At 54.9% G+C, this 26,139-nt stretch carries 27 protein-coding genes; 20 read left to right on the top strand and 7 right to left on the bottom strand.

Annotated elements, in window-relative coordinates; genetic code table 11:
• Window positions 1–156: 156 nt before the first annotated feature.
• The 3 genes from DWX58_RS11505 to DWX58_RS11495 form a co-directional block, all read right to left on the bottom strand.
• Window positions 157–1,887 carry an ABC transporter ATP-binding protein gene (locus tag DWX58_RS11505; RefSeq protein ID WP_118643971.1) on the bottom strand — a complete coding sequence of 577 codons (1,731 nt, stop codon included), beginning with the start codon at window positions 1,885–1,887 and terminating at the stop codon, window positions 157–159.
• Window positions 1,884–3,629: an ABC transporter ATP-binding protein gene (locus DWX58_RS11500; RefSeq protein WP_118643969.1), complete on the bottom strand. Its 1,746-nt coding sequence runs from the start codon at window positions 3,627–3,629 to the stop codon at window positions 1,884–1,886. The genes DWX58_RS11505 and DWX58_RS11500 overlap by 4 nt, the downstream gene beginning before the upstream one ends.
• A 75-nt stretch (window positions 3,630–3,704) precedes the next feature.
• The gene (locus tag DWX58_RS11495) at window positions 3,705–4,334 is read right to left on the bottom strand and encodes a TetR/AcrR family transcriptional regulator (RefSeq protein WP_118644082.1); all 630 of its coding nucleotides are present in this window, start codon (window positions 4,332–4,334) and stop codon (window positions 3,705–3,707) included.
• 166 nt (window positions 4,335–4,500) lie between these two features.
• On the opposite strand from DWX58_RS11495, the gene DWX58_RS11490 reads away from it, so the two are divergent.
• The 6 genes from DWX58_RS11490 (at window position 4,501) to DWX58_RS15690 (ending at window position 10,110) form a co-directional block, all read left to right on the top strand.
• The gene (locus tag DWX58_RS11490; protein ID WP_071432086.1) at window positions 4,501–5,121 is read left to right on the top strand and encodes a TetR/AcrR family transcriptional regulator; all 621 of its coding nucleotides are present in this window, start codon (window positions 4,501–4,503) and stop codon (window positions 5,119–5,121) included.
• A gap of 69 nt (window positions 5,122–5,190) precedes the next feature.
• A complete protein-coding gene (locus DWX58_RS11485) occupies window positions 5,191–6,987 on the top strand; it encodes an ABC transporter ATP-binding protein (protein WP_118643966.1) in 1,797 nt (598 codons plus the stop codon).
• The gene (locus DWX58_RS11480) at window positions 6,984–8,723 is read left to right on the top strand and encodes an ABC transporter ATP-binding protein (RefSeq protein WP_118643964.1); all 1,740 of its coding nucleotides are present in this window, start codon (window positions 6,984–6,986) and stop codon (window positions 8,721–8,723) included. The genes DWX58_RS11485 and DWX58_RS11480 overlap by 4 nt, the downstream gene beginning before the upstream one ends.
• 183 nt (window positions 8,724–8,906) lie before the next feature.
• Complete coding sequence (locus tag DWX58_RS11475) at window positions 8,907–9,593, top strand: class I SAM-dependent methyltransferase (protein WP_118643962.1); 687 nt, start codon at window positions 8,907–8,909, stop codon at window positions 9,591–9,593.
• 6 nt (window positions 9,594–9,599) lie between these two features.
• Window positions 9,600–9,845, top strand: a complete 246-nt coding sequence (locus tag DWX58_RS11470) for a heavy metal-associated domain-containing protein (RefSeq protein WP_118643960.1) — start codon at window positions 9,600–9,602, stop codon at window positions 9,843–9,845.
• 37 nt (window positions 9,846–9,882) lie between these two features.
• Window positions 9,883–10,110, top strand: coding sequence for a hypothetical protein (locus tag DWX58_RS15690; RefSeq protein ID WP_243093441.1), 228 nt, complete (start codon window positions 9,883–9,885; stop codon window positions 10,108–10,110).
• Between the two features lie 114 nt (window positions 10,111–10,224).
• On the opposite strand, the gene DWX58_RS11460 is transcribed toward DWX58_RS15690, so the two are convergent.
• Window positions 10,225–10,620: a metal-dependent transcriptional regulator gene (locus DWX58_RS11460; RefSeq protein WP_087388225.1), complete on the bottom strand. Its 396-nt coding sequence runs from the start codon at window positions 10,618–10,620 to the stop codon at window positions 10,225–10,227.
• A 264-nt stretch (window positions 10,621–10,884) separates the two neighbouring features.
• Here DWX58_RS11460 and DWX58_RS11455 point away from each other — a divergent pair, with 264 nt between their 5' ends.
• The 5 genes from DWX58_RS11455 to DWX58_RS11435 all read left to right on the top strand — a co-directional run bounded on the left by DWX58_RS11455 (window position 10,885) and on the right by DWX58_RS11435 (window position 15,560).
• Entirely contained in the window at window positions 10,885–11,436 is a 552-nt protein-coding gene (locus tag DWX58_RS11455) for a DUF3793 family protein (RefSeq protein ID WP_087294404.1), read from the top strand.
• A 45-nt stretch (window positions 11,437–11,481) separates the two neighbouring features.
• A complete protein-coding gene (locus DWX58_RS11450; RefSeq protein WP_006575242.1) occupies window positions 11,482–11,904 on the top strand; it encodes a flavodoxin in 423 nt (140 codons plus the stop codon).
• Between the two features lie 110 nt (window positions 11,905–12,014).
• Window positions 12,015–12,929, top strand: coding sequence for an AraC family transcriptional regulator (locus DWX58_RS11445; RefSeq protein ID WP_118643958.1), 915 nt, complete (start codon window positions 12,015–12,017; stop codon window positions 12,927–12,929).
• A 168-nt stretch (window positions 12,930–13,097) separates the two neighbouring features.
• Window positions 13,098–13,373: a DUF6110 family protein gene (locus DWX58_RS11440; protein ID WP_118643956.1), complete on the top strand. Its 276-nt coding sequence runs from the start codon at window positions 13,098–13,100 to the stop codon at window positions 13,371–13,373.
• A gap of 48 nt (window positions 13,374–13,421) precedes the next feature.
• Window positions 13,422–15,560 (top strand): heavy metal translocating P-type ATPase, encoded by a 2,139-nt coding sequence (locus tag DWX58_RS11435; protein WP_118643954.1) that lies wholly within the window; start codon window positions 13,422–13,424, stop codon window positions 15,558–15,560.
• 53 nt (window positions 15,561–15,613) lie between these two features.
• Here the strand turns inward: DWX58_RS11435 and DWX58_RS11430 are convergent, their stop codons facing one another.
• Window positions 15,614–15,844, bottom strand: coding sequence for a helix-turn-helix transcriptional regulator (locus DWX58_RS11430; protein WP_118643952.1), 231 nt, complete (start codon window positions 15,842–15,844; stop codon window positions 15,614–15,616).
• A gap of 697 nt (window positions 15,845–16,541) precedes the next feature.
• Between DWX58_RS11430 and DWX58_RS11425 the strand changes: the two genes are divergently transcribed.
• The 9 genes from DWX58_RS11425 (at window position 16,542) to DWX58_RS11385 (ending at window position 24,285) form a co-directional block, all read left to right on the top strand.
• Window positions 16,542–16,754 (top strand): helix-turn-helix transcriptional regulator, encoded by a 213-nt coding sequence (locus DWX58_RS11425; protein WP_243093439.1) that lies wholly within the window; start codon window positions 16,542–16,544, stop codon window positions 16,752–16,754.
• 684 nt (window positions 16,755–17,438) lie between these two features.
• Window positions 17,439–17,579, top strand: a complete 141-nt coding sequence (locus DWX58_RS15240; RefSeq protein WP_156417376.1) for a hypothetical protein — start codon at window positions 17,439–17,441, stop codon at window positions 17,577–17,579.
• Between the two features lie 75 nt (window positions 17,580–17,654).
• Window positions 17,655–19,262 (top strand): recombinase family protein, encoded by a 1,608-nt coding sequence (locus DWX58_RS11420; RefSeq protein ID WP_118643948.1) that lies wholly within the window; start codon window positions 17,655–17,657, stop codon window positions 19,260–19,262.
• The gene (locus tag DWX58_RS11415) at window positions 19,262–19,717 is read left to right on the top strand and encodes a recombinase family protein (protein WP_118643946.1); all 456 of its coding nucleotides are present in this window, start codon (window positions 19,262–19,264) and stop codon (window positions 19,715–19,717) included. Before DWX58_RS11420 ends, DWX58_RS11415 begins: the two co-directional genes overlap by 1 nt.
• Window positions 19,718–19,756: 39 nt before the next feature.
• The gene (locus DWX58_RS11410) at window positions 19,757–20,005 is read left to right on the top strand and encodes a hypothetical protein (protein WP_118643944.1); all 249 of its coding nucleotides are present in this window, start codon (window positions 19,757–19,759) and stop codon (window positions 20,003–20,005) included.
• A gap of 6 nt (window positions 20,006–20,011) precedes the next feature.
• Window positions 20,012–21,637, top strand: a complete 1,626-nt coding sequence (locus tag DWX58_RS11405) for a recombinase family protein (RefSeq protein ID WP_118643942.1) — start codon at window positions 20,012–20,014, stop codon at window positions 21,635–21,637.
• A 23-nt stretch (window positions 21,638–21,660) separates the two neighbouring features.
• Window positions 21,661–22,407 carry a metallophosphoesterase gene (locus DWX58_RS11400; RefSeq protein ID WP_118643940.1) on the top strand — a complete coding sequence of 249 codons (747 nt, stop codon included), beginning with the start codon at window positions 21,661–21,663 and terminating at the stop codon, window positions 22,405–22,407.
• Window positions 22,408–22,976: 569 nt separating this feature from the next.
• Window positions 22,977–23,462: a low molecular weight protein-tyrosine-phosphatase gene (locus tag DWX58_RS11390; protein WP_118643938.1), complete on the top strand. Its 486-nt coding sequence runs from the start codon at window positions 22,977–22,979 to the stop codon at window positions 23,460–23,462.
• On the top strand, window positions 23,443–24,285 hold the full coding sequence (locus DWX58_RS11385) for a KilA-N domain-containing protein (protein WP_118643936.1): 843 nt from the start codon (window positions 23,443–23,445) through the stop codon (window positions 24,283–24,285). Before DWX58_RS11390 ends, DWX58_RS11385 begins: the two co-directional genes overlap by 20 nt.
• Before the next feature lie 432 nt (window positions 24,286–24,717).
• Here the strand turns inward: DWX58_RS11385 and DWX58_RS11375 are convergent, their stop codons facing one another.
• Both DWX58_RS11375 and DWX58_RS11370 read right to left on the bottom strand, forming a co-directional pair.
• Window positions 24,718–25,494, bottom strand: coding sequence for a hypothetical protein (locus tag DWX58_RS11375; protein ID WP_118643932.1), 777 nt, complete (start codon window positions 25,492–25,494; stop codon window positions 24,718–24,720).
• Between the two features lie 2 nt (window positions 25,495–25,496).
• Window positions 25,497–26,057: an RNA polymerase sigma factor gene (locus DWX58_RS11370; protein ID WP_118643930.1), complete on the bottom strand. Its 561-nt coding sequence runs from the start codon at window positions 26,055–26,057 to the stop codon at window positions 25,497–25,499.
• Between the last annotated feature and the right edge of the window lie 82 nt (window positions 26,058–26,139).

The following is a 26,139-nucleotide window of genomic DNA, read 5'->3' as shown; positions in this document are numbered from 1 at the left end:
ATAGTTAGCAACTACTAACCAGTCAAGCGATTTTCCGTTTGCAGTATCAATTGCCCCTTCAAGCGCAATCTCCCGGACACAACAGAGGAGTGCCGCCGCCGGAATATCCCCGGTGACGGCACTCCTCTTTTCATAACGGTTTGGGCGTTTTCTCGCTCAGAGCTTCCACTGGCCGGACTCTTTACGGCCAGATACGAACGCTCGATACAAGCCCTCCTGGGCCATGAGCTGGCTGTGTGTGCCTCGCTGAACAATCTGTCCACCGTCCAGCACCAGAATCTGGTCAGCGTTACGGACCGTCTTCAGCCGGTGAGCGATCATCAGAATGGTCTTGTTCCGAGTCAGGGCTTCAATGGCCTTTTGCAGCCGGTCCTCATTCTCCGGGTCTACATTGGCGGTGGCTTCATCCAGAATCACGATGGGAGCATCCTTCAGGATAGCCCGGGCAATGGCGATGCGCTGGCGCTCGCCGCCGGAAAGACTGGAGCCACCCTCGCCGATGACGGTGTCGTAGCCTTGGGGCAGGGTGAGAATAAAGTCGTGGCAGCAGGCCTTCTTCGCCGCGGCCACCACTTCCTCATGGGTGGCACCCGGGCATCCAAACTTGATATTGTTTTCCACTGTGTCAGCAAAGAGATAGACTCTCTGAAATACCATGGAGATCTGATCCATCAGGTCCTCCAGAGTATAGTCCTTCACATTCTGACCGCCCACAAGGACGGTGCCGCTCTCCACATCCCAGAACCGGGCGATGAGATTACACAGTGTGGTTTTCCCGGAACCGCTGGGGCCCACGATGGCGGTGGTGGTTCTGTCCGGGATGGCGAAGGATACATCCCGCAGGATAGGCCGCTGGTCATAAGAGAACGAAACATGGTCGAAGGTAATGCTGTGCTCCCTGGGCGTGCCGGCCCGACCGGTCTCTGCCAGCTGGGGCATGGCGTCCGTCTCATCGGCATGGGCCATGCAGCTGCTGACGATACGCAGCAGGGACATACCGCTACCCGCCGAGGAGATCTGAGCAAAGACCAGGAAGGACATGATGACCACCATCAGGGCGTTGGCCAGGATCATGGTCCCGGAGAGATAGAACCATACCGCCGCAAGCATCATGGCCACGCTTCCCAGCTGGAGCGCGATCCCCTGCGCCATAATATAAGGGGTGAACATCTTTTCGATGTTCAGGTTGCTGCGGCAGTTGTATTCCAGTGCTTCCTGCAAGGTGCGGTCACCCCGTCCGGTGAGGTTGAAGGACTTCACCACGCTCATGCCCTGCACATACTCCAGCACCGCCTCCACCAACTTGGCCTCGGACTTCTGACGGTGCGGGGCGAGGGCGGCGGATTTTTGCTCCATGGCTGAGGTGATGAACAAATAAACTGCTGTGGCCGCCACCACAATGAGACCGATCCGCCAGTCAAAAATCAGGATCATCACCGTAAAGACCAGAGCGTTGAGCATCCCGCCCAGCATGGTCACCAACACCATGGGGGCCACAGTCTCCACATTGTCCAGTACAGTGGTGCAGACCCCGGTGAGCTCTCCCAGGCTGTTGTCGTTGAAGTAGCCCATGGGGACGGATTTCATCCGCTGCCCGATGGCCACGCGCTTATTTGCCGCCATGAAGTACCCTGCGTGGGTCTGCTCAAGCTGGGAGAAATATCTGGTCACGGCGCTGCCCAGAATACTGACTGCCAACAGGCCCAGCGCCTGCCACGCCGTGGCAGGGCCGGTTTTTCCATCCAGCAGAGCCAGGATGGTGTAGTAGATGGCGGCAATCTCAAACATATGGAATACCGCATTGAAAAAGCAGGCGATCACCGAGCGCCGGATGTTGCGCTGTTCCTTACCGGCAAACCGCCAGATACCTCTGAATGTCTCGATCATACCGTTTCTCCCTCCTTTGCGCCCATGTGAGCCTGCCACAGATCGGCGTACAACGGACAATGGAGCAACAGGTCTTCATGCCTGCCCTGCGCCTCGATGCTTCCATCCTTCACCACCACAATCTGATCCGCGCCGGTGATGGTGGACAGGCGGTGGGCAATGACGATGACCGTCTTACCCTCCACCAGTTTTGCCACTGCCCGCTGGACCACTGCTTCATTCTCCGGATCAATGTAGGCGGTGGCCTCGTCCAGAATCACCACGGGGGCGTTTTTCAGCATAGCCCGGGCGATGGCGATACGCTGCCGCTCTCCTCCGGAGAGATGGGCGCCTCCGCCGCCCACCCGGGTGTCATAGCCATGCTCCAACTGGCGGATGAAACCGTCGCATCCGGCGGCTTTGGCGACTTGTTCCACTTCTTGATCAGTGGCATTTACTCGGCCCATGCGGATGTTTTCCCGGATGGTATCGTCAAAGAGATAGTTGTCCTGAGAGACAAAGGCCACCTGGTCGTAGAGTTGTTCCAGAGGGATACGGCTTTCCTCCACGCCGCCCAGGGTGATGCGGCCCTCGGTCACATCCCAGAAACCGGCGATGAGCTTGGCAATGGTGGACTTGCCCGAACCAGAGGGACCAACCAAAGCGGTGAGGCTGCCGGCCGGAATGGTGAGGGAGATGTTGTGGAGGATCTCCTTGTCCTGGGCATACCCAAAGGAGACATGATCCAAGGCGATATCCGGTCTTCCCAGCTGTGCCGGCTGTGTTCCGTGATCCTGCTCCGGCTTCAGGAGGATCTCGTCCACCGAACCCACGATCGTCCCTACCTTGGCCAGATTATCCACAAAGCCCATGGCGGCAATGAGAGGTCCCACAATACTCATGGACAGGATGATGGTGGTGAGAAATACCTCCGCGGACAAACTGCCGTCCGTGTAGAAGATCCAGCCCACAGGCAGCACCGTAATAAGGGTGGTGGGAGCGATGGCATAGGCCAGCGCCATTCCGAACTGGCATTTCTTCATCCAGCTGTAGTAGTAGGCAGCATTGGCCCGTACCCGGGAGGAGAACTTCTCATAGGAATTCTTCCCCTGATTGAAGGCCTTGATGACTTCAATGCCGCCGATGTATTCCACAATGGTCTCGTTCATAGCCTGGGTCGTCTCCACCGCGCCCTGATAGTCCTTGCCATAGCTGCCCATGATGGCCATCATAAAAGCCATGCCCACAGGAATGGACACCAGACTCAGCAATGCCATGCGCCAGTCCAGCACAAACAGGTACGCAAGGACGCATACCGGCACCAGCAGATTGGAGGTCATCTCGGGCAGCAGGTGGGCCAGCGTCGTCTCCATGCTCTCCACCTGATCCACCACGATCTGCTTGAGCCGCCCGCTGGAGGTATCCAGAATATCTCCCAAGGGTAAGCGGGGCATTTTAGACAGAACCATCTTCCGGATGTCCCGCAGGATCTGGAAGGTGGCCTTGTGGGAGAGGGAGAGCGCCAGATTGTAAAGCAGAGTTTTGGCCAGATAGCCCCCCAGGGCCACCATACACCACAGAAGATAGAAGTTCCAGTCCCGCTGCCCGGTCAAAAGCGCTACCAGGATATGCCCTGCTGAGAGATACGGCAGCAGCCCCAGTAGGACACCCGCCACCGCGCAGAAGATGGCGGCAATCAGGCCGCCGTGATGTTCCCTGCCCAGCTGCCACAGCCGTAGCAGCGGGCTTTGCGTTTTCTGCATAAATAAGCCTCCTTTAGTTAGTTATTGCTAACCTTTGGTTCTATGAAAAGGCCGCCGGGAAAGCGGCCTTTTGCACTACCGGAAGTTTTCAGGATGAAAGATCGTCTCAAATCCTGCCATGTGATAGCGGTTGAGCTGGCGGATATAGTGGAGCGCCCGGGCCTTATCCATGCGGTGCCGCACCGGCTCAAACATTCCGTTGAAGTAGGCGGTGGTAACGATATGGATCAAGTCCTCGGTGACCTGACCGGAGCGAACGCTCTCACAGCCGATGACCTCCATGTATTTGTAGGTGTAACTGACTTCGATCTCCACCAACTCGTCAATATAGTGGGCATATTCCGTCCCGGCGGCCCGGCGGAGCAGCAGTTCAAACTCCGACAGGTGCTCATAGATGTAATCAAACAGTCCCTCCTGGGCATGGGCAGTGTAACGCCCCATCTCCTCCTGCTGGGTTTGGCCGTCAAACCGGTGAAAAGACTCCTGAATCTCCAAAAAACGGCGCTTCAGTTCTCCGGCAGCAGGCTCCACCAGGGCCCGGAACAATCCCGCCTTGTCGGTAAAGCGGGTATAAATGGAGCCGGTGCTGGTTCCCGCCGCTTTGGCGATGTCCCGCAGGGAGGCCAGAGCAAAGCCTTTTTCCAAAAATTCCTGACGGGCACAGCGGAGTACATTTTCATAGACCCCTTCGATCTGCTTTGCCATGGTATCACCTCGCAATTCAAAACAGTGTTTCATAACGATGTTTTGAATATACAACCAAAAAGCGAGTTTGTCAAGAGAGGATTTCTCCTTGACAGGGATAGAAAGGGATGCTATATTGATAATCAGATTATCGGTAATCAAATTATCATTTGTCGGGAGGGGTGTTATGGCAAGACCGGATACTTCCATCGACCCTCGGATCATGGACAGTGCCAGAGAGGAGTTTCGGACGCTGGGCTTTGAGCAGGCTTCCCTGAAATCCATCTGCCAGCGGGCTGGGGTGACAACCGGCGCCCTTTATAAGCGTTACGCCGGAAAAGAGGAGCTGTTTCGCGCTGTGGTGGCGGATACGGTGGCGGATTTGGATGCTGTTTATGAGGAGCGGACGGCGGTGCCGGCATCCGCCCTCTCCGACGAAGACCTGATCCGGGCGTGGTATATGGATGAGGAATACATGCTGTGGTGGTTCCGCTTTCTCAATGAGCGGCGGGATGGCTTTGTGCTGCTGCTCACCGGAGCGGAGGGCACCGCTTACGCCAACTTCCAGCACGACTGGGTGGAGAAAATGACGGAAGGCACCTGGACCTACTACGCCGAGGCCAGACGCCGGGGCTTGTGTACTGTGGATATGACGCAGGAGGAGCTCCATGTAGTCCTGTCCGCCTTCTGGACCACCATTTACGAGCCCTTTATCCACGCCTTCGCCTGGCCGGAGATCCAGCGCCACTGCACTTTGGTCTGCCGTCTCTTTGACTGGTACGCTGCCCTGGGATTCCCCAAGGGATGAAAAACGCCTCTGCGGAGGCTTTTTTCTCGCTAATAAGTTAGCAATAACTAACTAAAAAGGAGTGATACTGTGTTTCAAAAAGTCCTGCGCTACACTGGACGCCACCGGAAGACGACTTATGCCTCCATTCTGGTACTGGTGGCCGGCGTGGCCATGAGCGTGCTGCCCTATTTCTTCCTCTACCGCCTGCTGAGACCCCTGCTGACTGGGGGCAGTCTCACATTGGAGGAAACCCTGTTCAACGCCGGGGCCATGGCTCTGTGCATGGTCCTCTACGGCCTTCTCTATGTGGAGGGGCTGGCTCTGTCTCATCGCTCCGCCTATCATACTTTGGAAAACCTCCGGCTCCATCTCCAGAGCAAGCTGGAAAAGCAGCCCCTGGGCGCGATCCAGGAGAAGGGCGTTGGAGTCTGGAAGAAGATGTTCATTGACGACATTGAGAGCATGGAACTTCTGCTGGCCCACGCCCTGCCGGAAGGGCTGTCCAATCTGGCGGTGCCGGTGGTGGTATTTGCGGCCATGTTCCTCACGGACTGGAAGCTGGGTCTGCTCTCCCTCTGCTCCCTTCCGCTGGGCGTGCTGGCCATGGGCATGATGTACCGCTCCGGCATGAGCAAGATGGGAGACTACTACGCCGCCGGGCAGAAAATGAACAACACCATCGTGGAGTACATCAACGGCATGGAAGTCGTGAAAGTCTTCAACCGGGACGGAGAGTCATATCACCGCTTTGAGACCGATGTAAAAAACTACCGTGATTTTACTCTGGATTGGTTCCGGGCCTGCTGGCTGTGGATGGCCCTCTACACCAGCATTTTGCCCTGCGTGGCGCTGGTGCTGCTGCCAGCCGGCGGCTATCTGGTACTCACCGGCGCCTCCACCTTGCCGGATTACGCGCTGGTATTGTGCATGTCTTTTTCCGTGGGACCGCCTCTGATCCGAGCCATGAACTTTATGTCGGTGCTGCCCCAGCTGAGCTACAAGATCGACCAAATGGAATCTCTGTTCAATATTCCGCCCCTGAAAGAAGGAAAAACGGATTTCAACGGAAACGATTTGCAGATCCGCTTTGAGAATGTGCGGTTTTCTTACAAGGTGAATTCCGCCGAAGGCGGAAGAGAAGGCGGCCTGGGCCGCGAAAAGGACGAAGTCCTCCACGGCATCTCCTTCTCTGTCCCACAGGGGAGCCTCACTGCTTTGGTGGGAGAATCCGGCAGCGGGAAGTCGACCCTTGCCAAGCTGCTGGTCCACTTTTACGATGTGACGGACGGACGCATCACGCTGGGGGGGCAAGACCTGCGAGAGACGTCCCTCGCCTCTCTGAATGAGCAGATCTCCTTCGTCGCGCAGGAGCAGTTCCTGTTCAACACCAGCCTGTTGGAGAACATCCGGCTGGGAAGACCCGGCGCCACCGACGAGGAGGTGCTGGCGGCGGCGGAACGGGCTCAATGCGGAGCGTTTCTGAAACGGCTGGAAAAAGGAATCTATACCATGGCCGGCGATGGCGGCAAAGGGCTTTCCGGCGGGGAGCGGCAGCGGATCGCCCTGGCCCGGGCGATTTTGAAGGACGCTCCCATCGTGGTGCTGGATGAGGCCACCGCTTTTTTGGACCCGGAGAATGAGGAGAAAATGAACGCCGCCATTGCCGAGGTGATCCGGGGCAAGACGGTCATCGTCATCGCCCACCGGCTTCAGTCCATTGCAGGTGCCGATCAGATCGTGGTGCTGGATCAGGGCAATGTGGCAGGGATTGGCCGCCACGATACATTGCGAAAGACTTGCCCCGCCTATGAAAAACTGTGGCGGGCTGCCGAGGGAGCCGCTGCCTGGCGTGTCTCTGCGGAGAAAGGAGGCGACGAGGCATGATCGCGCTGATGAAACGAATCCTGTCCGTATCCGGCCCCTATCAGGGGCGGATCAAGCTGGCCTTTGTCTTTGCGTTCCTGAAGGCCATGCTGTCCAAGGCCCCCATCGGTCTGTCCTTCTTGGCCCTGAGCGCTTTTCTCCAGGGAACCATGACGGCACGGCTGTGCCTGTGGCTGGCGGTGGGCACGGTGGGCTGCGTTCTGCTGGAGTGCCTGTGCCAGAACATCGCCGACCGGCTCCAGGCCGCGGCGGGCTATATGGTATTCGCCGATCTGCGCATGGAGCTGGGACGGCATCTGCGCCGCCTGCCCATGGGCTATTTCACAGAGGGCAACATCGGCAAAATCAGTTCCGTTCTGTCCACCGACATGGTGTTCATTGAGGAGAACTGTATGCACGACATTGCCAACATGATGAGCTATACCTTTGCCCAAGCCATTCTTGTGCTGTGGCTGGCCTTCCTGAATCCCTGGCTGGGACTGGCCGCCTTGGTGGTGGTAGGGATCATTTGGCAGCTGGGCCGCGCTTCCCTGGGGAGCACCCTGGCTCACTCTGATGTCCGACAGGAGCAGAGCGAGGCTCTCACACGGGCAGTGCTGGACTATGTGGAGGGCATTGGTATTGCCAAGACCTTCAACCTGCTGGGAGAGCGTTCCGAGCAACTCACCGAAAATTTCGCCCGGAGCCGCAAGGTCAGCATCGAGCTCGAGGAGAGCCAGGCTCCCTGGATGCGGGCCCTCTATCTGGTGTGCGGTCTGGGCTCGGTGCTGATAATCCCCCTGTCACTCTGGCTCTATGGCCGTGGGCAGCTCTCCATCACCTTCCTGCTGGGTGTCTTGCTCTTCGTCTTTGACCTCTTCGGCCCCATTAAGGCACTCTATAGCCAAGCCACCCGCCTGACGGTGATGAACGCCTGCATGGACCGGATCGAGGCGGTACTGGCCCAGCCAGAACTACCTGACCGGGGCCGGGAGACCTTACCCAAAGCCGGCGGTGCCCCGGAGGTGGAGTTCCGAAATGTCACCTTCGCCTACGGGGAGAAAGAGGTACTGCATGATGTCTCTTTCACACTGGAGAAAAACCGGATGCTGGCCCTGGTGGGGCCCTCTGGCGGCGGTAAAAGTACGGTAGCCAACCTGCTCTCCCGGTTTTGGGATGTCAAACAGGGACAGATCCTGGTGCGGGGCAGAGACATCCGCGATATTCCTCTTTCTGATCTGATGGATCAGATCTCTATGGTGTTCCAGCGGGTCTACTTATTCCAGGATACCGTCTATAACAACATCGCCATGGGACGGACAGACGCCACACGGGAGGAGGTCTATGAGGCGGCCAGAAAAGCCCGATGCTATGACTTCATCATGGAACTGCCCGACGGCTTTGACACGGTCATCGGGGAAGGCGGGGCCAGCCTGTCCGGCGGAGAGCGGCAGCGGATCTCCATCGCCCGCTGCATTCTGAAGGACGCGCCCATCGTCATTCTGGATGAGGCCACTGCCAGCGTGGATGCCGATAACGAGAGCTACATCCAGGAGGCCATCACCCAACTGTGCCGGGGCAAGACCCTGCTGGTCATTGCCCACCGGCTCAATACCATTCGTCACGCCGATGAGATCCTGGTTATCGACCAGGGGCGCATCGTTCAGGCCGGCGCCCACGACACACTTATGGAGGAGGAGGGCATTTATCGCCGCTTCATCATCGCCCGCTCCAATCCCACCAGTTGGTGCCGGTAAAGGCAGAGGCGCGAAAGAAAAGAATGACCGGGATGCGTGTCCCGGTCATTCTTCGTTCCAGCTTCTTCCCTTGATTGATCCCGGGGGCATACAAATCCAATATAGTGGCATCTTGCAATTTCATGCGACAAAGAGTATGATGTGGTTAGCAGGAACTAACCATCATTGAGGTGACCATACTGTATGGATGACAACAAGCAGTTTTGGGAGCGGTTTTCACGGCATTACGCCGGCTTCATGCGCCGCTCTCAGGCGACCTATCAGCAGATCTGCAAAGCAATGCGTCCTTTTCTGAAACGGGACATGGATGTGCTGGAGTTGGCCTGCGGAACAGGCCAGCTGTCCGTGCCGCTGTCTCCATGTGTCCGGAGCTGGGAGGCAACCGACTTTTCAGCTGAAATGATCCGTCAGGCCAAAAAGCAGGTGCATTCGTCCCGGCTCCATTTCTCCGTCCAGGACGCTACCAAGCTGCCCTACGGCCCGGAGAGCTTCGATGCGGTCGTGATCTCCAACGCCCTCCATGTCATGCCTCACCCGGAAAAAGCTCTGGCGGAAGCCTGGCGGGTTCTGAAGCCGGGGGGATGGCTGTTCGCCCCCACCTTTGTCTGGGGCAAAAGCCGAAGCGCCAGACTCCGGCTCTGGTTCATGGGGCTTTCAGGCTTTCGGGTGTATCATGTCTGGACTGCCGGGGAGCTGATGGCATACCTGTCCGAGCGCGGCTATTCCATCGTTCGCCATCCACTTCTCGGAAGTTCGTTGGCGCCGCTGTGCTGTCTGATGGCCAGGAAGATCCCCGATGAACGGACTGCGGCACGGCAGACCACCGTCCGGTCCGCGCAGCTCGATGATCCAAAAGTCAAGAAGGAGTGAGAGAACATGTGGAAGTACACAGTGGAAGTCAATGGAATGATGTGCGGGATGTGCGAGGCCCATGTCAATGACGCTGTGCGCAAAGCCTGCCCGGTCAAAAAGGTGAGTTCTTCCCGGAGCAAAAACCAGACCGTGATCCTCTCTGAAACAGAGCTGGACACAGAGGCTGTTATGAACGCCATTCGCAGCACGGGGTATGAGGTCGGCACAATCCAAAAGGAGCCGTACAAAAAAAGAGGATTGTTCGGTTGAGTTCATTGGCGGCAGCGGTCAGAAAAGAGGCGTGAATATGAACACGGCAATGCAGTCGTTTGGATATGGATTAGCGGCTCTGCTGTTTTGCATCGCTATTCTTGGCGTGTGCCATAATATCAAAAAAGCCGCCCGAAAGGTTTTGAAAAGCCAGCAGACACATAAGGATGAGCTTGCCGTAAGCGTTTGGAGCTATGGAGCAGGTACGCTTGGCGGTGAACTTACACAGCAGGTCGCTCCTGATTTAAAAGCGCAGATCACATAAAATGCGGTGGAGGCCATATCCATGCTCCACCGCATTTGATATTCCGTGCCAAATGGCAGGTATTCACTTTTCGCGTTGCCGCTCGATAGCAAAGTCCGCCAAATTTGCATAGCCTCATTGCCCGTGCGCATCTTCCCGCATTTTCGTTACCTGCTCCAAGTGCGCCTGCACAGCCGCAAAGGATTTTTCGCTGATCACATGCTCGATCCGGCAGGCATCTTCGGTCGCAGTCTCCTCGTCCACGCCCAATTCCATCAGCATCTGGCTCAACACCGTGTGGCGGGTGTACATCGTCTTAGCAATGGCAAGCCCGGTCTCCGTCAGGGTAATTGCTCCGTCAGCATCCACATTCACATATCCGTCCTTTTTCAGAATGGACATGGCTCTGCTGACACTGGGCTTGGTAAAGCCCAACTGCTCTCCCACATCGATAGCTCGAACAAAGGTGCTGTTCTGCGAAAGAATATAGATGGTTTCCAGATACATCTGGCCAGACTCGTGAATCGCCATAGGAACCTCCAAAAAACGGGCGTTTTGCTTATTATAACACAGGCGTCCGACAAGCGCCATTTTTTCTGTTTGCAAAATCCATCCGTCCTCTTGACAAGCGAACGAGTCCTATATATAATTGCATTAGTTAGCCATCGCTAACCAAAAAGCGGTGGCCATATTTTCGATGCATCGGTTAGCTGCTGCTAACCGCCTTAAATTGTCAGTATTCCACATTTCACCGCACTGTCCGCATCTGGACATGATTTTGTGAGGGAAACGCCTATGTCAGAGGATCTGCTGATTCGCCACTGTTCTCCCACCCTGGCCGGGATCAAGACGGGAAACCTCTTTTCCTGCGCCTGCCCCAGCCGGAAAGATCTGACGAGAGACTTATGCCGGCTGAACAAGAAACTGGTGCCCAAGGGCATCCGCGTTCTGCCGCTCCGGGTTTGCAAAGGCCGCGCTTTGATTTACGCCTACCGGCCCAATGCGCTGGAGAGCGATCTGACCGATCACCGCGCCAGAGCCTTGCTTCTGAAATACGGCTATGTGCCGGAAAACCCCAATGGCTGTGTGGTTCACCTGATCCACCGGCTCCGGAGCGAGGGGGAATTCCCCCATGAAATCGGCCTGTTTTTGAGCTATCCACCGGAGGATGTGCTGGGCTTTATCTGCAATCGGGCGTGCAATCACAAGTGCGTGGGCTGTTGGAAGGTCTACGGCGACGAACAGGCCGCCAGAAGCATCTTTGAAAAATACGAGATGTGCAGCAAAATCTACTCCCGGCAGTGGCAGCAAGGGAAATCCATCGAGCAGCTCACCGTGGCTGGTTGATGTTTCTACCATAACAAATCCAGAAAGAAAGGTCGCTAAAGTCTTATGAGTAAAGTTGCAGTTGTGTATTGGAGCGGCACGGGAAACACCGAGGCCATGGCCATGGCGGTAGCCGAAGGCGCCAAAGGCAAGGGCGCCGAGGTATCTGTGATCACCGCCGCAGAGTTCTCACCGGAGCAGGTCGGCGAGTATTCCGCCATCGCTTTCGGCTGCCCCTCCATGGGGTCGGAGCAGCTGGAGGAGAGCGAGTTCGAGCCTATGTTCACCGCCTGTGAGGGCAGGCTGAGCGGGAAGAATATTGCTCTGTTCGGCTCCTACGGCTGGGGGGACGGCGAATGGATGCGCAGCTGGGAGTCCCGCTGCAACGACGACGGCGCCAATCTGGCCTGTGAGAGCGTGATCTGCAACGAGGCTCCGGACGATGACGCTCTGGCAGCCTGCCGCGAGCTGGGCGCATCGCTGGCCTGACAAAAGCACCGCAGAAGGCAGGAGGCGCTTGTCTCCTGCCTTCTCTCTGGTTCCCCGGTCAGCATAGGTAAAACCAATTCCGAACCCAGAGAAACAGGTCGTGAGAAATCATGCTGAAAGAATATTTATTGAGCCAGGACTCCGGCACAGGCCGTTGGGGCCACGGTATGCCGGGGGTGGAGATCTGCCGCTTTTCCTTGCCGGAGCAGGAACCTCTGCGACCTATCCCAGTGTGCGGCGCACCGCTCCAGTTTGAAGTGCTGTTCTGCCTGACCGGCCGCCTTACTGTCCGAGCGTTGCAGGGTACTTCCTACACGGTGGAGGCTCCGGCCATCTTCCTCCTCTCCGACAGCTCCGCTCTCCGCTCGTGTCAGTATAGCGGAAATCTGGGCGGCGTTTTGATCGCCGTAGACGCCAAAGCCGCAAAAGAAAGCCTTGTGACGGTCTGCTCCACCCTGGGGATGAGGTTGGACACCAGGATCGTCAAGGAGAAGATGACGGCGAGGAACGGCTGCATGGCCCTGTGCGGCACACCTTGGACGCAGTCATTTTTTGAAACGGTTCGCTATCTGTCCGAGCAGGAGCAGGAACGCTACTGTGTTTTCAAGTCGGTGGAACTGCTGTATCTGCTCTGCACCGAGGTATCTGAATCGGACGAACCTTTCTCCGGCTCAGGCTGCCCAGTATCCCACAGTCTGTTGGAAGTCAAGGCATACATCCAGACGCATCTGTCTGATAAGCTTACCATTGCGTTCCTCTGCAAACAGTTTTCGCTTTCCCCGACCTTCTTGAAAGAAGGGTTCCGCCGCGCCTATGGCATGCCGATTCACAGCTTTTTGGTTCAACAGCGCCTCCGACGGGCACAGGCGCTGATCCGCACCACCCGGATGCCCATTCAGCAAATTGCGCAGGCTGTGGGGTATGAGGGTATGAGCCAGTTCAACGCAGCGTTCAAGCGGGAGTATGGCATGACCCCCGGCCAGTATAGAAAAATGTCGGAAACCGCAACTCCGCGTCCGTTTTGACAGCGACAAACACCCGCCTTTTCTGTTACAATATTCAGACATTCCAAAGCATTCAAAGGAGTGACAGCGATGAAACAGCATCGTTTTTGGGCGTGGGGCGCTGTGATCTGCATGATCATGGTCATGGTCACCGGCTACAAACGGAAATAAGGGAAAGGAAGGATCACAATGAGCGTTTATACGAAACTTGCCTGCTTTGCGGGTGGTGCGTTGTTTGGTTCTTTTGGCATCAAGCTGCTGTCCAGCAAGGACGCCAAGAAAGCCTATGTCCATGTCACGGCCGCCGGCCTGCGGATGAAGGATTCGGTCATGGGGACTGTGACCACGGTGCAGGAAAACGCCGCGGACATTCTGGCCTCCGCCAAGGAGCTGAATGAGGACCGGGCTGCGAAGGAAGCGGAGGAAGCCGCCGCTGCCAATCTGGAGAGCGAAGAAGCCGATTGACCCAGAGGGAGCCGCCAGCGGCTCCCTCTTTTCGTGAAGGAGGAACCTATGAACGCAACCATATTGCACGAAAGCCGGGGGCGCATCCGGTTCCGGCTGCGGCAAAAACAAATGACACTCGCTCAGGCGGATCTGCTGGAGGCATGGATTCAGGGAAAATCATGGTGCCGGCAGGTCACCGTCCATGAGCGAACCTGCTGCGTCATCCTGTACTACGATGGGACTCGCCAAGCCGTGCTGAACGAAATTCGGCATTTTTCCTGGCAGGAGGCGGAGCGGACCACCGCGCTGCCCGCCCACAGCAGCCGGGCGCTGAACCGGGAATTTGAGGAGAAGCTGGTGGCAAAGGTGGTGTGCAAGGCCGCCTGCACCCTGTTTCTCCCGTCTCCATTGCGGATTGCCCGCATTCTCTGGCACATGATCCCCTTTGTGCGGAGAGGACTGCATTGCCTGCTGCGCCGCCGCATCAAGGTGGAGCTGCTGGATGCCCTGTCTATTTCCATTTCCGCCTGCAGAAGGGACTTTGGAACCGCCGGAATGGTCATGTTCCTGCTGGAGGTAGGTGAACTGCTGGAGGAGTGGACAAGGAAGAAATCTGTGGCGGATCTGGCCCGGTGCATGTCGCTGAATGTGGACCGGGTCTGGCTGCGCACGGTCCAGGGCGAAGTGCTGGTTCCTGTGTCCCAGATCCAGCCGGGGGATGCCGTAGTCGTCCGCGCCGGCGGCATCATCCCCGTGGATGGTCTGGTGCTGGAGGGGGAAGTCACTGTCAACCAGGCGTCCCTCACCGGAGAGTCCATCCCGGTACCCAAGCGCCCCGGCGGCGCGGTCTATGCCGGCACCGTGGTGGAGGAGGGCGAGTGTGTGCTGGAGGTACGCCAGGCCTCCGGTCAGAGCCGCTATGACCAAATCGTTCACATGATCGAGCAGTCGGAGCAGATGAAGTCGGAGGCCGAGAGCAAGGCTGCCAATCTGGCAGACAAGCTGGTGCCCTATACCTTCGCCGGGAGCCTCATCAGCTTTGCCCTCACCCGGAATGTGGCGCGAGCCCTGTCGGTGCTGATGGTGGACTTCTCCTGCGCCCTGAAACTGGCTATGCCCTTGGCTGTCCTCTCCGCCATGCGGGAGGCTGGCAAGTCCCACATCACCGTTAAGGGCGGCAAGTTCCTGGAGGCGGTAGCTGCCGCCGACACCATTGTCTTTGACAAGACCGGCACCCTGACCCACGCCTGCCCTCGGGTAGCTCAGGTGGTGCCCTTCGGCGGCAAAGAGGAAGCCGAAATGCTGCGGCTGGCCGCCTGTCTGGAAGAACACTTCCCCCATTCCATGGCCAACGCCGTGGTGGAGGAGGCCAAACGCCGGGGCCTGCGTCACGAGGAGTACCACTCCAAGGTGGAGTATCTGGTGGCCCACGGCATCGCCAGCACCGTCGATGAGGAGCGGGTCCTCATCGGCAGCGCCCACTTTGTCTTTGAGGATGAGGGCTGCATCATTCCGGAGGGCGAGCAGGAACGCTTTGACGCCCTGCCGCCGGAGTATTCCCACCTGTATCTGGCGGTGGGGAGACAGCTTGCCGCTGTGATCTGCATCTCCGACCCGCTGCGTGAGGAGGCGAAGGAAGTCCTGTCCGCCCTCCGCGCCCTGGGGATCGCCAGTACTGTCATGCTCACCGGCGACAGCTACCGTACCGCCGCAGCCATCGCCGCCCAGGTGGGAGTGGATGACTTCCGTGCCGGAGTCCTTCCGGCGGACAAGGCGGAGTATGTGGCACGGCTCCGCCGGGAGGGGCATACTGTCCTGATGGTGGGCGACGGCATCAACGACTCACCGGCCTTGTCCGAGGCGGATGCGGGCATTGCCATCAGCGACGGCGCCGCCATCGCCCGGGAGATCGCGGACATCACCATTGCCGCCGACAGCCTGTGGGAGCTGGTGGAACTGCGCCGGATCGCCATGGCGCTGATGGCGCGCATCCACTCCAACTACCGCTTCGTTATCGGCTTCAACGGCGCCCTGATTGCCCTTGGTGTGGCCGGTGTTCTGCCGCCCGCCACCTCTGCCACGCTGCACAATCTCTCCACCCTGGGCGTCAGCTTACGGAGCATGAGCCGGCTGGCACCGATGAACAAGGTGAAACGAAGGGCACTCTTAACGAATCAATTTGGGCTTTCCTCGCCAGAATATTGACGAAAAGAGTAAAAAGCTCGTAGGAAGGAGCAGTATGCTCCGACCTACGAGCCTTATTTTTCCGTATCATTTGGAGGTACAAACTCAAGCAAATCTCCAATTTCACAATTCAACACCGTACAAAGCCTTGCGAGAACATCTATATCTAAACGAGTAATCTGGTTTTTACAATAATTGTTGATCTGCGTCCGCTGCATTTCGGCTCGATGGCTTAACATGTTCTTGCTAAGACCGGATGCCTTCAACAGCTCGTCCAGCTTAATGCGAATCGTTCCATATTCCACTTGCCAACCCTCCAACCACAAGAAATATGTTGACAAGTTTAGTGTACCCTTGGTAGAATAGAAAAATAACATGTAGAAAGTCTTGTCAGATTAATTGCACATATATAATGCATAGTTTTGGCTTGTGCTTTTTAGCCAATATGAATATATAATAATACAAAAAGCGGATAATCTTCAAATTTCAGCAAAACTGCCTAAAACCTAAGCGATTTCTAAGAAACCCCTAAAAATTCCCTATTATAATACCCCCATCGAAACGGTGAGGGGAAACGCACTTTTTGTCTGTTATCCCCGCAAGGGGAGAATATGGCAGGAAATCGTATAGGGAGCAATGAACACCCGCCGGGGGTCAGGGAAAAAAGAACAACATTACATACCGCAATCCTCCAAGGGGTTGCGGTCCTTTTTTATTCGACACCATTTGTCCTTACTCACTATATACCGCTAAAGCTCGGCAAATATTTCTCTTCGTATGCACTCACCGCACGGTGGGTGCATTTTTTGTTTGTCGAAAAATGGCGGCCTCTGCTCAGCGTCCGGTATGTCCGGTCGCTCCATTGCCGCGACCCACCGCTCCGAAATTTGGTTCGCATCCAAATTTCAGAAGACGGAGTAAATCACCATGTACTTTAATAGAGAGGACTATGGTTCAAGGATCAGGAGCTTGCAAAAAAAGCGTGGGCTCACACAGGAGCAGTTGGCAGAGAAGATGAATGTCAGCACTCCATACATCGCAAAAATCGAAACTGGAAAGCAGACTGGCCCAGTCGAGCTGGCCGTAGAGTTTGCAGCATTCTTTGATGTTTCTCTGGATTATCTCCTGGTGGGAAAAGGAGATTTTGCAGAGGAACAGAAGCGCGGACTGCGGATGGCCATCTCTCTGCTGTCCGAATTGGAGGCATCCCTCTAAAAACTTTCCATTTTGGGTTGGTAAACTTTCCATTCTGTTTCTGTTGGAAGAATACGCGCAGAGTTACAATCTTCGTGAGATCAAAACATCTCAGCGAACCTTGAAAAACACTGCCCCAGGCGGTCATATCCGGCAACTTGAATACCTTAGCTGATCGGGAGAGCGTCAGACCGAGTGCGCGAAGACCACCTGTGCGGAGCAGATCCGCATCAAAGGACGGCCAAATAAGGTGCAGAGCGACACCCACTCAGGACAAGGCAGCCTTGGCAAGCTGTCCCCGCCATGACCTCGTCAGCCTACAATGATACTTCTGCTTACGCGGCTCGGAGAGATCCTCGGAGGGGTGAGAGTCCCATGATGTGCGCCAGCACAGTTCAAGTTGCCGCCCTGCCTGGGGAAGTAGTGTCGAATACAGGCGACTAAGTAGCATCAAGAAACAAAGGGCCGTTCCAGACTCGGAGCCTACACTCGCTCACCTGACCTTTGGGAGCGGCCCTCTGTTTTTCTTTTGATAGCAGAAATATGGGATATGATCACAGTACATCCTCTTCTTCTCCTCAACCCCCGTTCCTCTGAGTTCTTCATCTTTCCTCCTCTACACTCCTCTTCCTTTTCTCCTCAAACTCCCTGATTGGGTCCCATATTTCTGTTATCAAAACAAATCCACGAAAGCGAGGAACCGAGATGACAAATATCGATTTGTGTGGCATTGCCCAACTGCTCCGCACGCTGATAGAGCAGAAGAAAACCACAGAAAGAGAGGCCCGCAAAATTTTGGCCAGAATTGCCGCACAGACCGGTGCGGACATTATCCTTTCTTTCTGAAATCGCATTCTTTTCAATAGCTATTTCAAAGGTGTTTTGGTATTGTTTGTGTTGCAAAAAAGGAGGTGAACTGACATGGCGGAAAAGCTGATGACCGACGGCAGCATGGCACTTCGAGAAAAGCAATACCGGGTCATCACCATCGAGGCAACCGAAAAGCCCCAAAACGCCAAATTGCGGGTTGCGGCATACGCCCGTGTCAGCTCCACCTCTGATGACCAGCTCAACTCCTTCGCCGCCCAGAACCGTCACTACAGTGACCTGATCTCCAGCAAGGAAAACTGGAGAATGGTTGACATATACGCAGATGAGGGTATTACTGGGACATCGGCTGAAAAGCGTGAGGACTTCCAGCGACTCTTGGCAGATTGCCGCAGAGGGCTGATCGACAGGGTTCTGGTGAAATCCATCTCCCGCTTTGCCCGCAATACCAAGGAATGCCTGGAAACCATCAGAGAGCTGAAATCGCTCGGTGTCGGCGTCTACTTCGAGAAAGAGAACATTGACACTGCGACGATGTCCGGCGAAATGATGACTGCGCTCTTCGCATCCTTCGCCCAGGCCGAGAGCGAATCCATCTCTGGCAATATGAGGTGGGGCATTCAAAGACGAATGCAGGCCGGAACATATATACCCGCAAACTTGCCATACGGATATACTCTACAGGATCATTCCATACGCATTGTGGAGGAACAAGCTGTTATCGTACAACGGATATTCAAAGAGTATCTTTCCGGCAAAAGTACAGAGCGGATAGCATCTGACCTGCGAGAAGAAGGCATCCCGTGTAAATCTGGTGAAGTCGCTTGGGATTCAACTGCTATTCGATATATTATCTCGAATGAAAAGTACATTGGCGATTCTGTGTGGCAAAAATACTTCTCAACAGATACGCTTCCATATAAATGCCGGCTGAACCGAGGACAGAAGGTTTCTTACTACGCATACGGAACACACGAAGGAATCGTGCCAAAAGAAGATTTTGAGAAAGCAAATGCTTTGATGAAATCTCGTGCTCAGAAGATTACATTAACGAAAAACAGTCCGTATGCGTTTCGGAAAAAAATAGTATGTGGCGACTGCCAGTCACTATTTCGTCGCAAGGTTGTGCGCGGCATCACATACTGGGTATGTATAGGACACGATAAAAAGAGACATGGCCTCAAATGCGGCATTACACCAATTGCAGAAGATGAAATAACAAATGCTTTCATCCGCCTATACTATAAGCTCAAGCACCATGGCGAACCCATCCTCATGGGAATGACCACCTCGCTCCAAGCCATCCGCAACCGCCGGATGCTCTGGAGCCTGGATGTCATTGAACTTAACAAACAAATATCCAATCTTACCAGTCAGAATCAAATGTTGGCCACACTGAAACAACAGGGCCTCATTGATCCTGACATTTTTATAGCCCAGAGCAATGAGTTGACCGAGCAGCTCCGCGCTGTAAAGCTGAAAAAGGAGCGTCTTCTGGCCGTCGATGGCGACAACACCATCTCCCAAACAAGAGAGCTGATGGAAATCTTGAATGATGGCCCGGACTTCCTTGACAGCTTTGACGCAGAGCTGTTCGGTGAGCTCGTTGAAACAATCATCGTGGAAAGCAATGAGCGAATCCGCTTCCGCCTGAAAAACGGGCTGGAGCTGACCGAAACCATAGAAAGGACGGTGCGCTGATGGGCAATCGGAAGCAGCCGTTTGGCTACAGGGTGGTTATGGGAGAAATTGCCCTCCATCCGCAGGAATCAAAGCTGGTAGAGTACATCTTCCAACAATACCTTGCTGGTGCTACCTACAACACCTTGGTAGAGGAGCTTCGAGAACAGGCAATTCCCTATGACGAGGGAAAGCTATGGAACAAAAACATGGTTGCCCGAATTCTGGAAGACAGCCGCTATACGGGAGAGCGCGGCTATCCGCCGGTCATTGATCGAGAAGCCCTGGAGAAAGCATTGGAAAAGCGAAGCGCAAAACAGACGGCAGCTCCCAAAACGGATACGCAGAAGCTCCTCCGCCGCTTCAGCGGGCGGCCATCAACAGCGCACATGGAGCGGCAGGTGCTGGATCTGCTCAACAGCCTGATCGTATCGCCGGAACAGCTCCGGCTTCCGGCAACAGCGCCGCCTGATTGATCCACTGAGCTGAATCTGCAGCGTGAGCTGGACAGGGTGATGGAATGTCAGCCAATCGACGAGGATGCCGCAAAGGCGTTGATCCTGTCCATCGCTGCGGCTCAGTACAGCGCCGTCGACTCCCGCGAATACGAAACGGTTCGTCTGCGCAGAGTGTTTTCCGGGCGTCAGCTCATGACTGCGTTGGAAGCAGAACTGCTTCAAAGTTCCGTGTCCGCCATCCATTGTCATAACGATGGAAGTCTGAATATCAAGCTGAAAAACCGTCAAGTAATTGGGAAGGAGTGAAACAGCATGAGAGAAAGCCCGCCCAAAGTCATCACCATACCCGCAAAGCCGGAGGTCGCAAGCCGGCAGGCGGTCCAGCGCCAGCTTCGCGTGGCTGCCTACTGCCGGGTATCCACTGATGACGAGGAGCAGCTCACCAGCTATGAGGCGCAGCAGAACTACTACACCGACAAGATCATGACCAACCGGGAGTGGACCATGGCCGGGATCTTCGCAGACGAGGGCATCACAGGGACATCGGCTCGGAAGCGGCCCGAATTCCTGAAGATGATCCGGCTGTGCAAGCAGAAGAAGATCGACATCGTCCTGACCAAATCCATCTCCCGCTTCGCCAGAAATACGGTGGACTGCCTGAATTACATCCGGGCCCTGCGGGAATTGGGCATTGCGGTCATCTTCGAAAAGGAGAACATCAACACGCTGGAAGCCGACAGCGAGATCCTCATCACCATGCTTGGAGCCTTCGCTCAGGCAGAAAGCGAGAGCATCAGCGCCAATGTCCGCTGGGGCAAGCGGCAGGCCATGCGCGAGGGAAAGACAATCATACAGTATAACCGGCTGTACGCCCATGAAAAAGGCGAGGACGGCAAGCCGAAAATCATCCAGGAGCAAGCAGATGTGGTTCGTTCGATCTATGACCAGTATTTGAGCGGAGCCAGCCTTCGGATGATCAAAGACAGGCTGGAAGCGGAGCAGATCCCCAATGTGACCGGCGGCTCCCAATGGACGACCACGGCGATCCGAAGCATCCTGACCAATGAGAAGTATTGCGGAGATGTCCTCCTCCAGAAGACCTACATCAGCGACTGCATCAGCCGCAAGGTCATCCGCAACACGGGGCAGCTCCCCATGTATCTGGTGCAGAACCATCATGAGGGCATCGTGGAGCGCAAAACCTTCGATGCGGTACAGGCAGAGATGGCGCGGCGCAGTGCCGGGAAAAGCCCTTCCAAAAAGAATGCCCCCACGGGGATGACATCCTATGCCAGCAAATACGCCTTGTCGGAGCGCCTTGTCTGCGGCGAATGCGGCACCCTGTACCGCCGCTGCACCTGGTCCAAGCAAGGCAGGAAGCGCATCGTGTGGCGCTGTGTCAGCCGGCTGGACTACGGCACCAAGTACTGCCACAACTCACCAACACTGGACGAGGAGCCGCTCCAGAAGGCAATCCTCGCCGCAATCAACTCCGTCATGAGTCAAAAGAGTACGCTGATCCGGCAAATCACCTCCGCCATGGAAATGGAGCTGGCTCCGGTTCCCGGCGAGAGCATGAGTCTTGCCGATATTGAAAGGCGGCTGGGCGAGCTGAACGACCAGACCCGTGAGCTGGTGGCAGAATCTGCCCGAGCGGAGGACGCCTCCGCCTGCACCGCCCAGCTGAGGGCCATTATGAATGAAGCTGCCGCACTGAAAGAAAAGCGAGCCCTGATCGAAGAACAGCGTCAGAGCAACGCACAGGCCGTGCGGCGCATTGAAGATGCCGCTGCCGCGATGGCTCAGGCGTCCACCCACATCAGCGAATGGGATGAAGCTCTCATCCGACAGCTGGTGGATACGGTCAAGGTCAACTCAGCGGAGAAAATCACGGTCTTCCTCCGCGGCGGCATCCAGGTGGAGCAGGATATGATATAATAAGCAAAAGAAGGTGAACCGAAATGATCTATGCAACCGGCGATACCCATGGCAACTTCCAGCGGTTCGCACCCGAACACTTCCCCGAGCAGGCCGGAATGACCAAGGAAGACTACATGATCATCTGCGGAGATTTTGGTGGCGTATGGGATGGGGGCAAGAAGGAGGAGCGGAATCTGGACTGGCTGGAGGATCTGCCCTTTACCACGCTGTTCATCAGCGGCAACCATGAAAACTTCGACCTGTTGAGCAAATACCCGACAGAGGAATGGAACGGTGGAACGATCCAGCGAATCCGGCCTCATGTAATCCATCTGATGCGCGGGCAGGTCTTTGACCTGCAAGGATACTCCTTCTTCACCATGGGCGGTGCCAGGAGCCACGACATCGAGAATGGCGTTCTGAATCCCAAAGCGCCTGATTTTGAAGAACAATACTGGGCTCTTCGCAGAATGGGCGCCCGCTTCCGGGTCAACCACCGATCCTGGTGGAAGCAGGAGCTTCCCAGCAAGACGGAATATGAGGAAGCCCAGCGCAGTCTGGAGCGTATTCACTATGAGATGGACTATGTGATCACACACTGCGCCCCAAACAGCATCGTGAACATACTGGGAAACGGTGGATATGTTCACGACCACCTGACCGGCTTCCTGGAGGAAGTCAAAGAACGAGCCAAGTTCCACTACTGGCTGTTCGGACATTACCACGACAACAAAATCATCGACGACCGCTTCGTCCTGCTCTGGGAGCAGATGGTACAAGTGGTGTAACAGGCCAAAGAGAAACGCAGGAGGGACCTCCTGTGCTTCTCTTTGGCCTGTTTCAAAATAAGGCAGGTTCTGCCGGAAAGGAGAAGCCATGAACATCCGCAAAAATATCGATTATTCCGCCATGTTTGCAGCCCTGGACGCCGCGCTGAACGCTGAGCTGCCCCAGATGAAACTCTGCTGCGAACTGGGCCGCATCGTCTGCTCCAGGCCGGAGAAAGGCGCGGCTGTGGCCGCAGCCGAACACCTGCACAGCCGTTTCCCCGATGTTTCCGGCTTCTCCCCGCGCAACCTTCGCCGGATGCGGGAGTTCTATCGGATGTATGAGGACACCCCCGAGTTGCTGAAGCTGGCCATGGAGATCAGTTGGACGCAGAATGTAGTCATTCTGGAAGCAGACATGGAGCCGGAGGAGCGGCGCTGGTATCTTCGTGCCGCTGGTCGTTTCGGCTGGTCAAAGGCAGAACTCCAGAGAAAAATCGATTCTGCCGCCCATCTGGAAATCCAACTCGACGAATCTGAGGTTCCGTGCTATACTGAGTGCGATAGTAATGAGTTGGAGTGTACAGAGCATGATCAGGATACTTTTTCTCTGCCACGGCAATATTTGCAGAAGCCCGATGGCCGAGTTTATCATGAAGGATCTGGTGAAGAAAGCCAGTCTGGAGCAAAGCATTCAAATCGAGTCGGCAGCTACCAGCACCGAGGAGATTGGCAATCCGGTGTATCCACCAGCCCGCCGCAAGCTGTCCGAGCATGGCATCGACTGTTCCGGCAAACGAGCCCGGCAGCTTCTGAACAGCGATTACGAGAAGTACGACCTTCTGATTGGCATGGATCGAGCCAATCTGCGGAGCATGTACCGGATCTGCGGCGGCGATTTTGCCGACAAGATGCACCTGCTGATGGACTTTACCAACCGTCCCGGAGAGGTGGCCGATCCGTGGTACACCGACGATTTCGACACGACCTGGCGGGATGTGGAGGAAAGCTGCCGGGGGTTGCTCCAAAAAATAATCAGCAAGGAGGTGCAGACGAGTGGACAAACTGGTTGTTAAGGGAGCGGAAATTAGTGTACAATGGAATCCCGAGCGAGATGACTTTATCAGCTTGACTGACATCGCCAAGCTGAAGGATAGCGACAATCCTCGCTACATTATCCAAAACTGGCTGCGGAATCGGAACACGATTGAGTTCCTGGGTGTTTGGGAATCTCTATACAACCCGTCTTTTAACCGTGTCGAATTCGATGCGTTTAGGAGTCAGGCCGGCTTGAACAGCTTTGTGATGACCCCTCAGAAATGGGTGGAATCGACCGGGGCTATCGGCATCATCTCTAAGGCTGGTCGCTATGGCGGTACTTACGCCCACAAGGAGATTGCCTTTGAGTTTGCCTCTTGGATCTCTGTCGAATTCAAATTGTATCTGGTCAAGGAGTTTGAGCGGCTCAAGACCGAGGAAATGAAACAGCTTGGCTGGGACATCAAGCGAAACCTGGTCAAGATCAATTACCGCATCCATACAGATGCCATCAAGGAGAACCTGATCCCGCCGGAGCTTTCCGCAAAGCAGGTTTCCATGGTGTATGCCAGTGAAGCCGATGTGTTGAACATGGCCCTGTTCGGTATGACCGCAAAGCAGTGGCGGGACAGCCATCCCGAACTGAAAGGGAATATCCGTGACTACGCCAATGTCTCTCAACTGGTCTGCCTTTCCAATCTGGAGAACCTGAATGCGGTGTTCATCAGCGAAGGAATGTCTCAGGCCGAGCGGCTGGCAAAGCTCAACGCCATCGCCATCAGTCAGATGGAAATCTTGACGCAGGATCACCGCATCGAAGCTCTGGAGGCTCATAGCGGAGAACTGTCTCCCAGAGAGTAAAATAATATACTGGACGCTTGCGAACGGGCGAAGGCTGTGGCATCTATAGTGTTGCGATGTTCCAAAAAGAAAGACACGCTTGGGCGTGTCTTTCTTTTTGGGTTTCGCCGCCCGGAGGGCAGCTCCACCCTTTCGATTGAAATGCTCGGGGTCGGCAAAGCCGCCCCTGCGCAATTCTCCGCTGCGCTCCGAATTTACGCCGCACTTGCGGCGCGGCCCAGAAGGGCCGTGTTATGGGCTGGGTTGCGATTTGGGTTTGGGTGCAGACCTAAAGACTTATTCTCAAAACTGTTCACCCGTTTCAAAAAGAAAGACACGCTTAGGAGTGTCTTTCTTTTTGGGTTTCGTCGCCTGGAAGGCGGCTTCACCCATTAGATTAAAATGCTCGGGGTCGGCAAAGCCACTCCTGGGTAAATCTCCATTGAATATTGCTTACTCAGTTATTGCTTCTGCATCCTCGGCATCGGAAATACCGCTTTCTTCTAGTAAATCTGTGGGGATTGCGCTTACCGATAACTGTTCTTCTTCCGACAGACTATTATACCAGTCTAGCCATTGAAGGGTTGTTTCAGATAAATTACCAGACTTTAGCAGTCTGTCTCCAAACCACACCAAATTTGCATCGTTTTCTTGGAAATAAGCTGCCGAATTTACCATCTTTAAAAAGTCGCTATTGTTTTTCATACTTACAATGCAGGAGTATAGGACAACATAATCCCCACCATCAATATAGATTTCATTTTCGGTTCCCCGTGTTGTTTCTCGATAAATTATAGTATTCAGCTCTAAGTCTGGATGCTGTCCATAAAACCATTCTCTACTTGTAATTTGTATCAGTAACTCATCAACATGACTTTCGCTATAAAACCTCGCACGTAATACCGTATCGCCAAATATACCAGCAGAACCTTCAAGAGTATAATCTTCAAAAATCCATGTAGGGAACAACTTGCCAAAAGTTTCATGATTCACGGCTTCTTCTAAAGTGATTTCAATTACGGGTTCAATATCTGCTCCGTGAGCATTTTGCCCTTGTTCGTGGTAGAAGCGCGCAAAGAGATAGGAAGCACCTATGACTAAAATGCAAAGGCAGGCTACCATAGCACTCCATTTCATCCGACTGGACTTTCTGGCTTTCTTCTTATAGTTAAGAGCTTCCTCAATATATTTTGTATCAAGTTCAGTCATGGCATCGGAAAACGTCTTCATGTTCACATTAACACCCCTTTTCCCACCAAATATTGTTTCATTTTCTCGCGGATACGGGTCAGCCGGACGGAGACGTTTTTCTCCGAAAGACCTACAAACTCAGCTATGTCTTTGTAGCTGTCAGCAAACCAATAGCGGCGCATGAAAATAACGCGATTTGCGGCGGTCAGCGTGTCCAAAAACGTCTCGATGATACGGGCCAACTCTCTGGCTTCAATTTCATCTTCCACGGTTCTCAGATCTGCAATACAGTCTTCAATTTCCTGTAAGGCGATTGTATATAGCCCGCTTCGTTTGTCCGCTTCCTTCCTCCAATAGCTTTTAAGTGAAAGATTCCGAACAATCTTCGCAATGTAAGAGAGCAGTGGATTGGGTCTCGTTGGGGGAATGGTATTCCACACACCCAAGTAAGCATCATTGACACATTCCTCTGCGTCCTGCCTGCTGTTCACAATGTTGTACGAGAGATTGTGACAGATTTTTCCGTATTTGACGTCCAACTCTCGGATGCCTTGCTCTGACCGTACAAAAAACATTTCTATGATTTTTTCATCGTCTATCATCTCACCGCCTCCTTTCTGGCTTCACTTATATACTACGATTTTAGCAGTAAAAACTACATCAATATCAAAATAATTATATCAT

This window comes from Pseudoflavonifractor sp. AF19-9AC, from assembly GCF_003478995.1.
In the GTDB taxonomy this organism is placed as follows: Bacteria; Bacillota; Clostridia; order Oscillospirales; family Oscillospiraceae; genus Lawsonibacter.
This window is presented reverse-complemented; position numbering and strand designations above follow the sequence as displayed.

Coding starts and splice junctions, on each gene's coding strand:
- DWX58_RS11460 (WP_087388225.1), bottom strand. CDS start 10,620: ATGGCGATTCACGAGTCTGGCCAGATGTATCTGGAAACCATCTATATT.
- DWX58_RS11500 (WP_118643969.1), bottom strand. CDS start 3,629: ATGCAGAAAACGCAAAGCCCGCTGCTACGGCTGTGGCAGCTGGGCAGG.
- DWX58_RS15690 (WP_243093441.1), top strand. CDS start 9,883: ATGAACACGGCAATGCAGTCGTTTGGATATGGATTAGCGGCTCTGCTG.
- DWX58_RS11435 (WP_118643954.1), top strand. CDS start 13,422: ATGAACGCAACCATATTGCACGAAAGCCGGGGGCGCATCCGGTTCCGG.
- DWX58_RS11495 (WP_118644082.1), bottom strand. CDS start 4,334: ATGGCAAAGCAGATCGAAGGGGTCTATGAAAATGTACTCCGCTGTGCC.
- DWX58_RS11390 (WP_118643938.1), top strand. CDS start 22,977: ATGATCAGGATACTTTTTCTCTGCCACGGCAATATTTGCAGAAGCCCG.
- DWX58_RS11490 (WP_071432086.1), top strand. CDS start 4,501: ATGGCAAGACCGGATACTTCCATCGACCCTCGGATCATGGACAGTGCC.
- DWX58_RS11410 (WP_118643944.1), top strand. CDS start 19,757: ATGGAATGTCAGCCAATCGACGAGGATGCCGCAAAGGCGTTGATCCTG.
- DWX58_RS11480 (WP_118643964.1), top strand. CDS start 6,984: ATGATCGCGCTGATGAAACGAATCCTGTCCGTATCCGGCCCCTATCAG.
- DWX58_RS11445 (WP_118643958.1), top strand. CDS start 12,015: ATGCTGAAAGAATATTTATTGAGCCAGGACTCCGGCACAGGCCGTTGG.
- DWX58_RS15240 (WP_156417376.1), top strand. CDS start 17,439: ATGACAAATATCGATTTGTGTGGCATTGCCCAACTGCTCCGCACGCTG.
- DWX58_RS11450 (WP_006575242.1), top strand. CDS start 11,482: ATGAGTAAAGTTGCAGTTGTGTATTGGAGCGGCACGGGAAACACCGAG.
- DWX58_RS11455 (WP_087294404.1), top strand. CDS start 10,885: ATGTCAGAGGATCTGCTGATTCGCCACTGTTCTCCCACCCTGGCCGGG.
- DWX58_RS11370 (WP_118643930.1), bottom strand. CDS start 26,057: ATGATAGACGATGAAAAAATCATAGAAATGTTTTTTGTACGGTCAGAG.
- DWX58_RS11440 (WP_118643956.1), top strand. CDS start 13,098: ATGAGCGTTTATACGAAACTTGCCTGCTTTGCGGGTGGTGCGTTGTTT.
- DWX58_RS11475 (WP_118643962.1), top strand. CDS start 8,907: ATGGATGACAACAAGCAGTTTTGGGAGCGGTTTTCACGGCATTACGCC.
- DWX58_RS11400 (WP_118643940.1), top strand. CDS start 21,661: ATGATCTATGCAACCGGCGATACCCATGGCAACTTCCAGCGGTTCGCA.
- DWX58_RS11505 (WP_118643971.1), bottom strand. CDS start 1,887: ATGATCGAGACATTCAGAGGTATCTGGCGGTTTGCCGGTAAGGAACAG.
- DWX58_RS11470 (WP_118643960.1), top strand. CDS start 9,600: ATGTGGAAGTACACAGTGGAAGTCAATGGAATGATGTGCGGGATGTGC.
- DWX58_RS11405 (WP_118643942.1), top strand. CDS start 20,012: ATGAGAGAAAGCCCGCCCAAAGTCATCACCATACCCGCAAAGCCGGAG.
- DWX58_RS11375 (WP_118643932.1), bottom strand. CDS start 25,494: ATGAAGACGTTTTCCGATGCCATGACTGAACTTGATACAAAATATATT.
- DWX58_RS11420 (WP_118643948.1), top strand. CDS start 17,655: ATGGCGGAAAAGCTGATGACCGACGGCAGCATGGCACTTCGAGAAAAG.
- DWX58_RS11415 (WP_118643946.1), top strand. CDS start 19,262: ATGGGCAATCGGAAGCAGCCGTTTGGCTACAGGGTGGTTATGGGAGAA.